Source organism: Streptomyces sp. NPDC111507, from assembly GCF_055638955.1.
Map to the genome: position 1 here is coordinate 45911 of NZ_JBVKBU010000002.1, position 15095 is coordinate 61005.

The 15095-nt window shown below is 70.9% G+C and carries 12 protein-coding genes; 9 read left to right on the top strand and 3 right to left on the bottom strand.

Features of this window, described 5'->3' with window-relative positions:
• Positions 1-24: 24 nt before the first annotated feature.
• A complete protein-coding gene (locus tag ACZ7M2_RS07705) occupies positions 25-1227 on the bottom strand; it encodes an acetyl-CoA C-acetyltransferase (RefSeq protein ID WP_452963638.1) in 1203 nt (400 codons plus the stop codon).
• Positions 1228-1373: 146 nt separating this feature from the next.
• Between ACZ7M2_RS07705 and mce the strand changes: the two genes are divergently transcribed.
• The 5 genes from mce (at position 1374) to ACZ7M2_RS07730 (ending at position 8991) form a co-directional block, all read left to right on the top strand.
• The gene (gene mce / locus ACZ7M2_RS07710; RefSeq protein ID WP_054233200.1) at positions 1374-1814 is read left to right on the top strand and encodes a methylmalonyl-CoA epimerase; all 441 of its coding nucleotides are present in this window, start codon (positions 1374-1376) and stop codon (positions 1812-1814) included.
• 265 nt (positions 1815-2079) lie between these two features.
• A complete protein-coding gene (gene scy / locus ACZ7M2_RS07715) occupies positions 2080-5931 on the top strand; it encodes a polarized growth protein Scy (RefSeq protein ID WP_471594569.1) in 3852 nt (1283 codons plus the stop codon).
• Positions 5932-6114: 183 nt separating this feature from the next.
• A complete protein-coding gene (locus tag ACZ7M2_RS07720; protein ID WP_095852560.1) occupies positions 6115-7050 on the top strand; it encodes a coiled-coil domain-containing protein in 936 nt (311 codons plus the stop codon).
• Positions 7051-7267: 217 nt separating this feature from the next.
• The gene (locus ACZ7M2_RS07725; protein WP_471594570.1) at positions 7268-8218 is read left to right on the top strand and encodes an ABC transporter ATP-binding protein; all 951 of its coding nucleotides are present in this window, start codon (positions 7268-7270) and stop codon (positions 8216-8218) included.
• 2 nt (positions 8219-8220) lie between these two features.
• Positions 8221-8991: an ABC transporter permease gene (locus ACZ7M2_RS07730; protein WP_471594571.1), complete on the top strand. Its 771-nt coding sequence runs from the start codon at positions 8221-8223 to the stop codon at positions 8989-8991.
• A gap of 4 nt (positions 8992-8995) precedes the next feature.
• Here the strand turns inward: ACZ7M2_RS07730 and ACZ7M2_RS07735 are convergent, their stop codons facing one another.
• Positions 8996-9958 carry a hypothetical protein gene (locus ACZ7M2_RS07735; RefSeq protein WP_471594572.1) on the bottom strand — a complete coding sequence of 321 codons (963 nt, stop codon included), beginning with the start codon at positions 9956-9958 and terminating at the stop codon, positions 8996-8998.
• Positions 9959-10159: 201 nt separating this feature from the next.
• On the opposite strand from ACZ7M2_RS07735, the gene ACZ7M2_RS07740 reads away from it, so the two are divergent.
• From ACZ7M2_RS07740 to ACZ7M2_RS07750, 3 genes are all read left to right on the top strand, one after another.
• Entirely contained in the window at positions 10160-11050 is an 891-nt protein-coding gene (locus ACZ7M2_RS07740; protein WP_471594573.1) for a hypothetical protein, read from the top strand.
• Positions 11051-11285: 235 nt separating this feature from the next.
• Positions 11286-12521, top strand: coding sequence for an ABC transporter ATP-binding protein (locus tag ACZ7M2_RS07745; protein WP_471594574.1), 1236 nt, complete (start codon positions 11286-11288; stop codon positions 12519-12521).
• A complete protein-coding gene (locus ACZ7M2_RS07750; protein ID WP_471594575.1) occupies positions 12518-13363 on the top strand; it encodes an ABC transporter permease in 846 nt (281 codons plus the stop codon). The genes ACZ7M2_RS07745 and ACZ7M2_RS07750 overlap by 4 nt, the downstream gene beginning before the upstream one ends.
• Positions 13364-13385: 22 nt before the next feature.
• On the opposite strand, the gene ACZ7M2_RS07755 is transcribed toward ACZ7M2_RS07750, so the two are convergent.
• Positions 13386-13718, bottom strand: a complete 333-nt coding sequence (locus tag ACZ7M2_RS07755; RefSeq protein ID WP_054233208.1) for a hypothetical protein — start codon at positions 13716-13718, stop codon at positions 13386-13388.
• Positions 13719-13938: 220 nt separating this feature from the next.
• On the opposite strand from ACZ7M2_RS07755, the gene ACZ7M2_RS07760 reads away from it, so the two are divergent.
• Complete coding sequence (locus tag ACZ7M2_RS07760; RefSeq protein ID WP_143628128.1) at positions 13939-14967, top strand: LLM class flavin-dependent oxidoreductase; 1029 nt, start codon at positions 13939-13941, stop codon at positions 14965-14967.
• Positions 14968-15095: the final 128 nt, after the last annotated feature.

Genomic DNA, 15095 nt, shown 5'->3' on the forward strand with positions numbered 1-15095 from the left:
CCGTTCAGGAAAGAGACAACGGCTTCAGGCCTTGGGTACCCGCACGATCAGCGCGTCACCCTGCCCGCCGCCACCGCACAGCGCCGCCGCGCCGACCCCGCCGCCGCGCCGCTTGAGCTCCAGGGCGAGGTGCAGCACGAGACGGGCGCCGGACATCCCGATCGGGTGACCGAGGGCGATGGCACCACCGTTGACGTTCACCTTTTCCGTGGATACGCCGAGGTCCTTCATTGACTGCACGGCGACCGCGGCGAACGCCTCGTTGATCTCGATCAGGTCGAGGTCGGAGACGTCGAGGCCCTCCTTCTTCAGGGCGTGCAGGATCGCGTTCGAGGGCTGGGACTGGAGGGAGTTGTCCGGACCCGCGACGTTCCCGTGCGCGCCGATCTCGGCGATCCACTGGAGGCCGAGCTCCTGAGCCTTGGTCTTGCTCATCACGACCACGGCCGCGGCGCCGTCGGAGATCTGCGAGGAGGTGCCCGCCGTGATCGTGCCGTCCCGGGTGAAGGCGGGGCGCAGCTTGCCCAGCGACTCCACCGTCGTCTCGGCGCGGATGCCCTCGTCCTTGCTGAAGACGACGGGCTCGCCCTTGCGCTGCGGAATCTCCACGGGCGTGATCTCCGCCTCGAAGATGCCGTTCTTCTGGGCGGTGGCCGCACGCTGGTGGGAGAGGGCCGCGATCTCGTCCTGCTCCGGGCGGGCGATGCCCAGGCGTGTGTTGTGCTTCTCCGTCGACTCGCCCATCGCGATGTTCTCGAAGGCGTCGGTGAGACCGTCGTACGCCATCGCGTCGAGCATCTCGATCGCGCCGTACTTGAAGCCCTCGCGGGACTTGGGGAGCAGGTGGGGCGCGTTCGTCATGGACTCCTGGCCGCCCGCGACCACGATGTCGAATTCACCCGCGCGGATCAGCTGGTCCGCGAGCGCGATGGCGTCGAGGCCGGACAGACACACCTTGTTGATCGTGAGCGCCGGGACGCTCATCGGGATGCCCGCCTTGACCGCGGCCTGGCGCGCCGGGATCTGGCCCGCCCCGGCCTGCAGCACCTGACCCATGATCACGTACTGCACCTGGTCGCCACCGATCCCCGCACGGTCGAGGGCGGCCTTGATCGCGAAGCCTCCGAGGTCGGCCCCGGAGAAGGACTTCAGCGAGCCCAGCAACCGTCCCATGGGCGTTCGGGCGCCCGCGACGATCACCGAGGTACTGCTGTTCGTTCCAGACATGAGGTGCGATCCCCTTACCGGCTGCACAGCCGAGGAGTGAACGAGGGTTTACTTGAATGTACTGAGCGGTAGGCCACCCGTCATCCGGCAGTCAGTGTGATCGCGCGCACGTTGCGTAACCGCCGTATGAGCGCTGCACTGACTCCATGCTGACGCGAATCGACCACATCGGTATCGCCTGCTTCGACCTCGACGCGACTGTCGAGTTCTACCGGGCGACGTACGGCTTCGAGGTCTTCCACTCCGAGGTCAACGAGGAGCAGGGCGTCCGCGAGGCCATGCTCAAGATCAATGAGACGTCCGACGGCGGCGCCTCCTACCTCCAGCTCCTGGAGCCGACCCGCGAGGACTCGGCCGTCGGGAAGTGGCTGGCGAAGAACGGCGAAGGTGTCCATCACATCGCGTTCGGTACGGCGGACGTCGACGCCGATGCCGCCGATATCAGGGAGAAAGGCGTACGAGTGCTCTACGACGAGCCCCGACGCGGCTCCATGGGGTCACGAATCACGTTCCTTCACCCAAAGGATTGCCATGGTGTCCTGACAGAACTGGTCACTTCGGCGGCTGTTGAGTCACCTGAGCACTGACCTCCGTATATCTGGGCCGGTAGGGTTGGGGGTGGCCGCTGCCGTTTCGGGGCGGCCCAGGGCCTGTCCGGCGACGGGCCCTGAGGTCATGCCGTCCTCAGGACGGCGTGGTCAAGGGCCGGGGTCCAGGTTTCGGGGGACGAGCGTCGGGGCGGCAGCCCGTGCTCCGCTGTTGATCTGACACCATTCCCCGGGGGCCCCGTTCGGCGGATGGACGGGGTTCGTTTGGAGAGACTTGCGACCAGGGGACGGATGGGACCGCGCAGTGCGGGGCTACGAACGCCAGGAGCGAGAGCCGGCGGCTGACGTCGACCACCTCTCTCGGTTCGAGGCCGAGATGGAACGGCTGAAGACCGAGCGGGAGAAGGCCGTCCAGCACGCCGAGGACCTCGGCTATCAGGTCGAGGTGCTGCGCGCCAAGCTGCACGAGGCGCGCCGCAGTCTGGCGACCCGGCCTGCCTACGACAGCGGCGGCGACCTCGGCTATCAGGCCGAGCAGTTGCTCCGTAATGCCCAGATCCAGGCCGATCAGCTGCGCGCCGACGCCGAGCGCGAGATGAGCCAGGCCCGGGCGCAGACGCAGCGCATCCTCCAGGAGCACGCTGAGCAGGCCGCCCGGTTGCAGGCCGAGCTGCACCAGGAGGCGGTCGCGCGCCGCCAGCAGCTCGATCAGGAGCTGGCCGAGCGCCGTCAGACCGTCGAGTCGCACGTCAACGAGAACGTGGCGTGGGCCGAGCAGCTGCGGGCCCGCAGCGAGCAGCAGGCCCGCCGGCTCCTGGAGGAGTCGCGCGCGGAGGCGGACCAGGCGCTGAGTGCCGCCCGTGCGGAGGCCGAGCGGACCGCCGCCGAGGCCCGCCAGCGGCTGACGAACGACGCCGAGTCGGCCCGCGCGGAGGCCGAGGCGCTGCTGCGCCGGGCCCGTACGGACGCCGAGCGGCTGCTGAACGCCGCGTCGACGCAGGCCCAGGAGGCCACCGACCACGCCGAGCAGCTGCGCAGCTCCACGGCGAACGAGTCGGACAGCGCCCGCCGCCAGGCCACCGAGCTGAGCCGGGCCGCCGAGCAGCGCATGACGGAGGCCGAGTCGGCGCTGCGCGAGGCGCGGACCGAGGCGGACAAGGTCGTCGCCGAGGCGAAGGAGACCGCGGCCAAGGCCCTGGCGAGCGCCGAGTCGGCGAACGAGCAGCGCACGCGGACGGCGAAGGAACAGGTCGCCCGGCTGGTCAGCGAGGCCACCAAGGAGGCCGAGACCACCAAGTCCGACGCCGAGCAGGCCGTCGCGGACGCCAAGACCAAGGCCGAGAAGATCGTCGCGGAGGCCGAGGAGACCGCGCGCAGCCTCACCGCCGAGGAGACCGCCTCCCAGCTCTCCAAGGCGGCCCGTACCGCCGAGGACGTCCTGAACAAGGCGTCCGAGGACGCCAAGGCGACCAGGAAGGCCGCGGCCGAGGAGGCCGAGCGGATCCGCACCGAGGCGGAGTCCGAGGCGGACCGGCTGCGTGCCGAGGCGCACGACATCGCCGAGCAGCTCAAGGGCACGGCGAAGGACGACACCAAGGAGTACCGCGCCAAGACGGTCGAGCTGCAGGAGGAGGCGCGCCGGCTGCGCGGCGAGGCCGAGCAGCTGCGCTCCGACGCCAATGCCGAGGGCGAGCGGATCCGCTCCGAGGCCCGGCGCGAGGCCGTCCAGCAGATCGAGGAGGCGGCCAAGACCGCCGAAGAGCTGCTCGCGAAGGCCAAGGCGGACGCGGACGAGCTGCGGAACACGGCCACCGGCGACAGCGAGCGGGTGCGCACCGAGGCCATCGAGCGCGCCACGACGCTGCGCCGCCAGGCCGAGGAGACCCTGGAGCGCACGCGCAAGGAGGCCGAGCGCAACCGCGAGGAGGCCGTCGAGCTCTCCGACACGATCAAGGCGGAGGCCGAGCGGGCCGCCGAGGCGCTGCGCGAGGAGACCGAGCGAGCCATAGCGGCCCGTCGGACGGAAGCCGCCGAGGAGCTGACCCGGCTGCACACCGAGGCCGAGCAGCGGCTCGCCTCGGCCGAGCAGGCGCTGAGCGACGCACGGGCGGACGCCGAGCGGATCCGCCGCGAGGCCGCCGAGGAGAGCGACCGGCTGCGTTCGGAGGCCGCCGAGCGGATCCGTACGCTCCAGGCGCAGGCCGAGGCGGAGGCGGAGCGGCTGCGCAACGAGGCCGCCGCGGACGCCTCCGCGTCGCGCGCCGAGGGCGAGAACATCGCCGTACGACTGCGGTCGGAGGCCGCGGCGGAGGCCGAGCGGCTGAAGTCGGAGGCCCAGGACAGCGCCGACCGGGTACGGGCCGAGGCCCAGGCCGCGGCCGAGCGGCTGGCCACCGAGGGCGCGGAGACGCTGGCCGCCGCCCAGGAGGAGGCCGCCCGGCGCCGCCGCGAGGCCGAGGAACTCCTCGGTTCCGCGCGCCAGGAGGCCGACCAGGAGCGCGAGCGGGCCCGCGAGCAGAGCGAGGAGCTCCTCGCCTCCGCGCGCAACCGTGTCGACGAGGCCCAGGCCGAGGCCGTACGGCTGGTCGAGGAGGCCGACCGGCGTGCGACCGAGATGGTCTCCAGCGCCGAGCAGACCGCGCAGCAGGTGCGCGACGCCGTGGCGGGGCTGCACGAGCAGGCCCAGGAGGAGATCACCGGCCTGCGCAGCGCCGCCGAGCACGCGGCGGACCGGACCAGGACCGAGGCGCAGGAGGAGGCGGACCGAGTCCGCGCCGACGCGTACGCGGAGCGGGAGCGGGCCTCCGAGGACGCGAGCCGTATCCGGCGCGAGGCGGCCGAGGAGACGGACGCCGCCAAGTCGCTCGCGGAGCGTACGGTTTCGGAGGCGATCGCCGAGTCCGAACGGCTGCGTTCGGAAGCCGCCGAGCACGCCCAGCGGGTGCGCACCGAGGCCGCCGACACCATCGCGAACGCCGAGCAGGACGCTTCGCGCAGCCGTGCCGAGGCCCGGGAGGACGCGAACCGGATCCGTTCGGACGCGGCCACGCAGGTCGACACGCTCATCACTGAGGCGCGCTCCGAGGCGGAGCGGCTGACGAACGAGACGAACGCCGAGGCCGAGCGCGTGCGCGCGGAGTCCGTGGCCAAGGCCGAGCGGCTGGTCTCGGACGCGACCGGGGACGCGGAGCGGCTGCGGGCCGAGGCCGCCGAGACGGTCGGTTCCGCGCAGCAGCACGCCGAGCGGATCCGCAGCGAGTCCGAGCGGGTCAAGGCCGAGGCGGCGGCGGAGGCCGAGCGGCTCACGTCCGGTGCCCGCGAGGAGGCGGACCGGACGCTGGACGCGGCACGCCGGGAGGCCAACAAGCGGCGCTCCGAGGCGGCCGAGCAGGTCGACACCCTCATCTCGGAGACGGCGTCCGAGGCGGACAAGCTGCTCGCCGAGGCGCAGCAGAGCGCGCAGAAGACCACGGCGGACGCCGAGTCGCAGGCCGACACGATGGTGGGCGCGGCACGCAACGAGGCCGAGCGGCTGGTATCCGAGGCGACCGTCGAGGGCAACACCCTGGTGGAGCGGTCCCGTGCGGACGCGGACGAGCTGCTGGTCGGCGCGCGCCGGGACGCGACCGCCATAAGGGAGCGGGCTGAGGAGCTGCGCGACCGCGTCACCACCGAGATCGAGGAACTGCACGAGCGGGCCAGGCGTGAGTCGGCCGAGGCGATGAAGACGGCCGGCGAGCGCTGCGACGCGCTGGTGCGGGCCGCCGAGGACCAGCTCGCCGAGGCCGAGGCGAAGGCGAAGGACCTGGTGTCGGAGGCCAACTCCGAGGCGAGCAAGGTCCGTATCGCCGCGGTCAAGAAGGCCGAGGGGCTCCTCAAGGAGGCCGAGCAGAAGAAGAGCTCGCTCATCGCGGAGGCGACGGAGATCAAGGCCGAGGCCATCCGCGAGGCGCGGGCCGCGGTCGAGGAGGGCAAGCGCGAGCTGGAGGTGCTGATCCGCCGGCGCGAGGACATCAACGCCGAGATCTCCCGTGTCCAGGATGTCCTGGAAGCGTTGGAGTCCTTTGAGGCCCCGTCCGCAGGCAAGGACGGTGGGGTCAAAGCGGGCGCTGCCGCCGGCGCAACTCGTTCGAGTGGCAAGTCGTCAGAAGGCTAGCCATAACCACCCATTCCGTGCTTTGCACGGACCTTTGCCACAGGTTCTGGCAAGCCGTCTGACAGTTAGCCACCCAAAAGGAGTCTCATTCTCCAGATCAAACACGCATCCGCTCGATGACACACCGCTTTGGCCCCTAGGATTCCCCCTATCACCTCACCGGTCTCATTCGACAGGAACCCCATGAGCGACACTTCCCCCTACGGCTTCGAGCTTGTGCGGCGTGGGTACGACCGCGCTCAGGTGGACGAACGCATTTCGAAGCTCGTCTCCGACCGTGACAGCGCTCTGGCCCGTATCACTGCTCTCGAAAAGCGCATCGAGGAACTCCACCTCGAGACGCAGAACGCCCAGGCCCAGGTCACCGACGCCGAGCCGTCGTACGCGGGTCTCGGCGCGCGTGTCGAGAAGATCCTCCGCCTCGCCGAGGAGGAGGCGAAGGATCTGCGCGAGGAGGCCCGTCGCGCGTCCGAGCAGCACCGTGAGCTCGCCGAGTCGGCCGCCCAGCAGGTCCGCAACGACGCAGAATCGTTCGCTGCAGACCGCAAGTCCAAGGCCGAGGACGAGGGCGTCCGGATCGTCGAGAAGGCCAAGAGCGACGCCTCCCAGCTGCGCCAGGAGGCGCAGAAGGACGCGCAGTCCAAGCGCGAGGAGGCGGACGCCCTCTTCGAGGAGACCCGTGCCAAGGCCGCGCAGGCCGCCGCCGACTTCGAGACAAACCTCGCCAAGCGCCGCGAGCAGTCCGAGCGTGACCTCGCGTCGCGTCAGGCCAAGGCCGAGAAGCGCCTCGCGGAGATCGAGCACCGCGCGGAGCAGCTCCGCCTGGAGGCCGAGAAGCTGCGCACGGACGCCGAGCGCCGCGCCCGCCAGACGGTGGAGACGGCCCAGCGCCAGGCCGAGGACATCGTGGCCGACGCGAACGCCAAGGCCGACCGCATCCGCTCGGAATCCGAGCGCGAGCTGGCGGCGCTGACGAACCGTCGCGACTCGATCAACGCTCAGCTCACGAACGTCCGCGAGATGCTCGCGACGCTCACGGGCGCCGCGGTGGCCGCCGCGACCACGCCGGCCGAGGACGAGCCGATCTCCCGCGGGGTTCCGGCCCAGCAGTCCCGGTAGGTTCGGGCGGTTTCCGGCAGTACTCCGGCCCGCGCTCTCTTCTCGGGAGCGCGGGCCGTTGGCGTGCCCCGTGAGGGGCGCGCGGCTGTGACCTTGAGCGGCTCCGCCGGGTGGGCTCGACAAGCCGCAGTGGGGCGGCAGTCGGAGACGGTGAACATGCGGCAAACACACGGCCGCCCAAGTGGCACGGCCCCAGACCGCGTCCTACCGTGTGCGCATGATCGAGCTAGAGGGGCTGACCAAGCGGTACGGCGAGAAGGTGGCGGTCAACCATCTGACCTTCACCGTCAGACCCGGCATCGTCACGGGGTTCCTCGGTCCGAACGGCGCGGGCAAGTCCACGACGATGCGGATGATGCTCGGCCTCGACCGCCCCACCGCGGGCGACGTGCGCATCGACGGTCAGCACTACGACCACCTCAAGGACCCGCTGAAGTACATCGGCGCCCTGCTGGACGCCAAGGCCATGCACGGGGGCCGCAGCGCCTTCAACCACCTCCTCTGTCTCGCCCAGAGCAACGGCATCCCCAGGGCGCGGGTGGACGAGGTCCTGGACACCGTGGGCCTCACCTCGGTGGCCAGGAAGAAGGCCAAGGGCTTCTCGCTCGGCATGGGCCAACGACTCGGCATCGCGGGCGCGCTGCTCGGCGACCCGCGGATCCTGATGTTCGACGAGCCGGTCAACGGCCTCGACCCCGAGGGCATCCACTGGATCCGCAACCTGATGAAGTCCCTGGCCGGCCAGGGCCGTACGGTCTTCGTGTCGAGTCACCTCATGAGCGAGATGGCGCTGACCGCGGAGCACCTCGTCGTCATCGGCCAGGGCCGCCTCCTCGCGGACACCTCCATGGCCGACTTCATCGCGCAGAACTCGCGGTCGTACGTCCGTATCCGCTCCCCCCAGCGCGAACGGCTGCTCGATGTCCTGCACGGGGCGGGGATCACCGTCGTCGAGAGCGGCAGTGGGGCGCTGGAGGTGGACGGCGCGAAGTCGGAGCAGATCGGTGAGCTGGCCGCGCAGCACCAGATCGTGCTGCACGAGCTGAGCCCCCAGCAGGCCTCCCTGGAGGAGGCGTTCATGCAGCTGACGGCGGAGTCGGTGGAGTACCACGCGCACACCGATGCCCCACCCCAGCAGTGGGGCGGCGGCTGGAACAAGGAGACCTGAGCATGGCGGCGACCCAGGTCCTCAAGTCCGAGTGGACCAAGATCCGGTCCGTCGCGTCCACCGTCTGGACGCTCAGTCTCGCCGCGGTGGTCACGATCGCGCTGGGCATCCTGATCTCGCTGTTGTCGAACAACGAGTTCGACAAGATGGGCGAGAAGGACCGGCTCTCCTTCGACCCGACGTTCATCAGCTTCGCGGGGATGACCCTCGGTCAGCTCGCGATGATCGTGTTCGGGGTGCTCGTGATCGGCAACGAGTACAGCACCGGGATGATCCGCACCTCGCTGGCCGCGGTCCCGCAGCGCGGCACATTCCTCTTCGGCAAGATCGCGGTGGCGACGGGCCTCGCCCTCGCCGTCGGCATGATCACCAGCTTCATCGCCTTCTTCCTGGGACAGGCGGCGCTCGGCACGCACAGCGCGTCGATCAGCGACTCCGGGGTGCTGCGCGCGGTGATCGGCGGCGGCCTCTACATGACGCTGATCGCGGTCTTCTCGATGGGCGTCGCGACGATGCTGCGCAGCCCGATGCTCTCGCTCGGCATCCTCATGCCGTTCTTCTTCCTGATCTCCAACATCCTCGGCGCGGTGTCCGCGACCAAGAAGATCGGCCGTTATCTGCCCGACCAGGCCGGCAGCAAGATCATGCGGGTGGTGACCCCGATCGGCGACAACACCCCGTACGGACCCTGGGGCGGCCTGGCGATCATGGTTCTGTGGGTGGTCGCGGCGCTCCTCGGGGGCTATCTGCTGCTGAAGAGGCGGGACGCCTAGACACTCAGGACCTGGGGTCCTCTCCGTTCGGGTGGGGTTCCAGGGCGTCGAAGTCCGTCCAGCCCTCCCAGCGCCACACGTCCTTGTCCAGGTCCGGCTGGAGTGGCACGAAGCGGCCGAGTTCGAAGTCGCCCGCCTCCAGGTCGAACCAGCGCTCGTCGGCGACCTCGGTGCCCAGGCCCACGGTCCGCGCCGTCAGCCGGACGAGGAGCTTGACGCCGTGAGAGCCGGACAGCTCCTTGCCCTGGATACGCCGGAACGGCAGTTCGGCCACCGGTGCCTCGACCGGTATCCACACGGTGAACGGCGCCCCGCGCTCGACCGCGAGCCAGTACCGCTCGTCGGCCGGTTCGCCCTGCGCGTCCAGGACCTTCAGCCACTGCTTGTAGATGACCAGGCTGCCGTCGTGCGGGGAGCGCTCCAGGTAGCGCAGATGGGCCCGGGCACGCAGGTCCACGACGGACAGGTTGTCGAAGCGGTTGTAGAAGCGGACGGCGATGATCGCGTCCTCACTGTCGGCGTGGCGCCTCGAGTAGCCGGGGAAGTCCGCGGTCCAGGCGTGCGAGACGCTGGCCCGCTGCCGCCAGACGAACGGCCGCAGCGCGAACATCTTGATCAGGACGATGCCCAGGAGCACCGCGGGCACCAGGGAGCCCGTGACGGAGGCGACCGTGGCGAGCAGCTGGTGCGCGGTGCTGTCCGGCTCGGGGCTGAGATTGTCCGTACCGACACTCGCCCGCAGCACCGCGAGGCTGAGGTCGAAGAGCCGCTCCCCGTTCGAGAACCGCTGCGCCATCGACCTCGACGAGTGCTCGGTCAGCGTCCACGCGGTCGCGATGACGACGGAGAGCCCGGCCAGCGCGCCCAGCGTCATCAGGAGGAGGGCGTGGACGGTACGTCCGGCGATCCACCAGCGAACGGACGTACGGAAGCGCGGATGGGCCCGTCCCCGCCCCGAGGACCCCACCCGACTCCACCCGCGTCTCATCAACCTCAACTCACGTCCCCCGTAACCCACTTCGCCCCCACTCGTACAATGGGACGGCATGATTCCCGGTGTCCGTTCCGGCCAACCCCGCCCAGACGGGGAGACCAGGCCCCGCCCCGGGTACAACTCGCGTGGAACGCTGTTGCCGGTATCGCGCGACCACCCCCGAAGGGCGTCACCGTGACGACGAAGGACCGAAGCCTGCAGTCGCTGGGCCTGGACGACGTGCCCGCGAAGCAGCCGCTCACCTATCCCGGCCGTCCCACCACCGAGCCCTCGCTGCTCACCGGCGGTGAACTGCTCCAGCTCGACGTGCGGCCACTGCGGCTCGGCGAGTGGTACGTGGAGGAGCGCCAGGAGCAGCAGCGGCTCGACGAGGCGCTCGCCGACCTCGGCCAGGTCGGCACCGGGCACCGCCACCCGGTGATCGCCGTCGGCTCCAACGCCTCCCCCGGCCAGGTCGCCCACAAGCTGACCCGGCTCGGCATCCCGGCGGCGGTGCCGATGGTGCCGGTGCGGGTGCACGGCATCGGGGTGGGCTGCTCGGGACACATCAGTCCGGCGGGGTACGTGGCGGGGACGCCGTACGTCGACCCGCGCGCCGAGACCACGCTCGTCGTCACCTGGCTGGACTCGACGCAGCTGAAGGCGGTCGACGACACCGAGTTCCCGGACTACCGACGGGCGATACTCCCGGGCGACGCGTTCGCGATGACGATGCCCTCCGGGGAGCGGCTCGGCGGCGCGTACATCTACTTCAGCGCGCACGGAGTGCTCGCCGATCCGGCCACCGGGCAGCCGCGTCCGGGCGGCGGCGACCAGGCGCAGCTGCTCGCCGCGCTGCTGGCCGGCTCCGCCCGGCTGCGCGAACTGCTGGGCCCCGACCCGGCCACCTGGGTGCGGCGCGCGGGAGCCGACCGCGCGCTGCGCGAGCGGGGCACGCTGGTCTTCGGTGAGGAGGGCTGGGTACTGCCGCAGACGGACTTCCTGCCGTACGTCGACGACGCGTCCGAGCTGCGGCTGTACGACGATCTGCCGCCGCTGGACGACTCGCTTCCCGATCGGGCGTGAGGCGTGTTCGGTATCGGGTGCGGAGGTTCCGTTTCCAGCCTGACCAGGCAGGACGAGTACCTGACAAAGGTAGGGTGCGGGTAAGGCCCCAGGTAAGAGCGTTCTCCCGCCCGTCCCCCGCGTGACCTGCACATTTTTACTTCCTCTTGAGTGGAACCGTCAGCGCCCCGCTATCCTCCTAACCCTTACGGGGGCGTGCGCCCCGACGTCCTGAACCTTTCGATGGGTGCGGAGCATGATCGAGGCAGTCGGCCTGACGAAGCGCTATGGCGCCAAGACGGCCGTGTACAACCTTTCCTTCCAGGTGCGGCCGGGTGCCGTCACCGGCTTCCTCGGGCCCAACGGCTCGGGCAAGTCGACGACGATGCGGATGATCCTCGGCCTCGACAACCCCACCTCGGGGCAGGTCACCATCGGCGGCTTCCCCTACCGCAAGCTGCCCAACGCCCCCCGCCAGGTCGGCGCCCTCCTCGACGCCAAGGCCGTGCACGGCGGCCGGCACGCCCGCAACCACCTGCTCTGCCTCGCCCAGCTGTCGGGCATCCCGGCCCGCCGGGTCGACGAGGTGCTCGGCGTGGTCGGGCTGCAGGACGTGGCCAAGAAGCGCTCCAAGGGCTTCTCGCTCGGCATGGGACAGCGGCTCGGCATCGCCGCCGCGCTCCTCGGCGACCCTCAGGTGCTGCTCTTCGACGAGCCGGTCAACGGCCTCGACCCCGAGGGCATCCTCTGGGTCCGCAACCTGATGAAGGCGCTCGCGGCGGAGGGCCGCACCGTCTTCGTCTCCTCGCACCTGATGAGCGAGATGGCGCTGACCGCCGACCACCTGATCGTGATCGGCCGCGGTCAGCTGCTCGCCGACCAGAGCATCAAGGACTTCATCTCGCACAACTCGGCCGACTTCGCCCGGGTCCGCACCCCGGAGACCGAGCCGCAGCAGCGCGAGAAGCTGACCGCCGCGCTCACCGAGGCGGGCGGCCAGGTGCTGCCCGAGCAGGACGGCGCGCTGCGCGTGACGGGCCTGCCGCTGCCCCGCATCAGCGACCTCGCGCACTCCGCCGACGTACGCCTGTGGGAGCTCTCTCCGCACCAGGCCTCGCTGGAGGAGGCGTACATGCGGATGACACAGGGCGCCGTCGACTACCGCTCGACCATCGACCAGAAGGCCGGGCTCCAGCAGCAGCTGCCGCCGGGTGCCATGCCGCCGCCGCAGCTGCCGGTCGCGGGACAGGGCCAGCCGGGCTGGTACGCCCCGCCGCCGCCCCAGCAGGGCGGGCAGCCGTTCGCGATGCCCCAGGGCACCCCGCAGGCGGGTCCCTACGGCGCTCCGGGCACCCCGGGTGCGCCGGGCGCCGCGGACGTCAACCCGTACGCCCAGCCCGCTCCCCAGACCCCCGCGCAGCCGACCGTCGCGCCCCCGGCGCCGGCCGCTCCCGCCACCCCCGACCTGACCAAGCCCGAGGACGCCCGATGAGCACGCCCCCGCCCCCGATGCCGCAGCAGGCCGCCGCTGCCCCCACCTGGCAGGCGGCGCCCGGCGCTTCGTACAGCTCGCCGATCCCGGTCACCCGCACCCACCTCGGTCACGCGCTCACCTCCGAGTGGACGAAGATCAAGTCGGTGCGCTCGACGCTCTGGACGCTCGGCATCTTCCTGCTCCTGGTGGTCGGCATCGGCTTCCTGGTCGCCGCGCAGACCCATGACTCCGACTTCACCGACGTGCCGTACACGATCCCGGCCTTCTTCGGGCTGATCCTGGGCCAGATCTGCCTGATCACGCTGGGCGTCCTGGTCGTCTCCTCCGAGTACGGCACGGGCATGATCCGCACGACGTTCACGGCCTCGCCGCAGCGCCACCGGGTGCTCACCGCCAAGTTGATCATCTTCTTCGCGGTGGCGTTCGCCGTCTCGGTGTTCTCCATCGGCCTGGTCGGCCTCATGACCTCGGCCATGCACAGCGGCTCCTCGAACGTCTCGTGGGGCGGCACGGTCGTCAAGGGCGCGCTGTACGTCTCGCTCCTCGGCGTCCTGTCCCTCGCGGTGGGCTCGATGCTGCGGCACTCGGCGGGCGCGATCACCACGATGCTCGGCGTCGTGCTGGTGCCCGCGATCCTGCCCGCGTTCCTGATGATGTCGCAGAGCATGCGCACGATCGGCGAGAAGATGCAGGAGTACGCCGCTCCCAACGCCCTCGCCAGGATGTTCGCGCTGGACAACGAGAGCAGCGGCGGCGGCGCGCAGCTCGGCGTGCTCGCCGGGGTGACGGCGGCGGCGATCGCCGGCGCGTACGTGCTGCTGGAGCGCCGGGACGTGTGAGTCCGCTCCGGCCCGAAGTGGCCTAGAACCTGGGCGCGTTACGGGACCGCTGCACCCTTGAGGTGCGGCGGTCCTTCGCGTTCCAGCAGGCCTTGTGCCAGTGGCGGCGCTCGTCGACGCCCGAGTGCTCCGGCCAGGCCACCACGTGCGGGACACCGGAGGGGATCATCTGGTCGCAGCCCGGGCAGCGGTAGGTCTTGCCCTCGGCGCTGGCGCCCGCCACATGACGCACGCTCCACTCCTCGCCCTGCCAGCTCTCCGTGGACTGCCAGCCGCCGTACCGCCCGGAGCGGTCGTCCTCCGCGCTCCGGTCGGAGGGGTCGGAACCCTTGGGACGGTTGCGACGCGGGGACACAGGACACCTCACGGAGCTATACAGGGAGCAGGGTCTGCTCCAGCCTACGCGGAGCAGACAGGGGTAGCCGTACCCCACCAACCCCCTCAGATCGCCCTCCCGTCGGCTCATTCTGCAGACAATCCGCAAATCTCTCCGACAGGCCGTGTCCTCGGCACGTGTCGGGCGGTTATGCCGGTGGGGGAGCTCCGCGTCGGAGCCGAGGAAGCAGGAAAGCACCATGCACGTTGGAAGTTTTGTACTGGCGGCCCAGTTCCCGGGCCAGGGCCAGGGGGAGGCCCTGCACCGCGCGGTGCGCACGGCCGAGGTCGCCGAAGAGGCCGGGCTCGACGCGGTGTGGCTGGCCGAGCACCACTTCGTGCCGTACGGGACGTGCCCGTCGGCGGTCACCCTGGCCGCCCTGCTGCTGGGCCGCACCAGCCGCATCCGCGTGGGTACGGCGGTGAGCGTACTCCCTACCGTCCACCCCGTCGCTCTCGGCGAGCAGGCCGCGCTGCTGCACGTGACGTCCGGCGGCCGTTTCACCCTGGGCGTGGGGCGGGGCGGGCCCTGGGTGGACCTGGAGGTCTTCGGCGCGGGCCTGGAGGCATACGAGAAGGGGTTCCCGGAATCACTCGATCTGCTGGTGCGCTGGCTGCGCGAGCCGTCCGTGGAAGGGCGTGGCGAGCGGTTCAGGTTCCGCGAAGTTCCCGTCGTTCCCCGGCCGTCGGAGTCACTGAGCGGCTCCCCCGGCCCCGAGGTCGTCGTCGCGTGCACCTCGCCGGCGAGCGTGCGGCTCGCCGCCGAGCGGGGGCTGCCGATGCTCCTCGGTATGCATGTCGGTGACGAGGAGAAGGCCGAAATGGTATCCCTGTGGCGACAGTTGGCGCGTGTGGCGGGCCGTTCGACGGACGAGATCCTCGGGGCGGCCCATGTGTCGGCCGGCGTCTGCCAGATCGCGGACCGGCGCACCGACGCCGTCGAGACACTCCTCAAGGCGATGCCGGGCTGGCTGAGGCAGGGGCTGGACGCGCATGTGACGGTCGACGGCCGCGCCCGCGCGATGCGGGACCCGCTGGCGTACACGGAACTCCTGTGCGGGCTGCACCCGGTGGGCACGCCGCGCCTGTGCGCCGACCGCCTCGCGGCCACCTCGGAGCGCACCGGCATCTCCCGCTTCGCCCTCCTCGTCGAGGGCTCCGGCGACCTGGCGGCGACAGAGGAGAACGTCCAGCGACTCGGCTCCGAGGTACTCCCCCACCTCGGCTGAGACAGGTCACCGCGGACGGCGTGGGCCCGGGAGAGGGTGCGGGCGCCCTGGGCCCACCAAGGGTCTCCAGGGCCCCACAACCGGCTTTGTCCCGCCCCGCGGCCCGGACAACCCGGTCCCCCTGACCC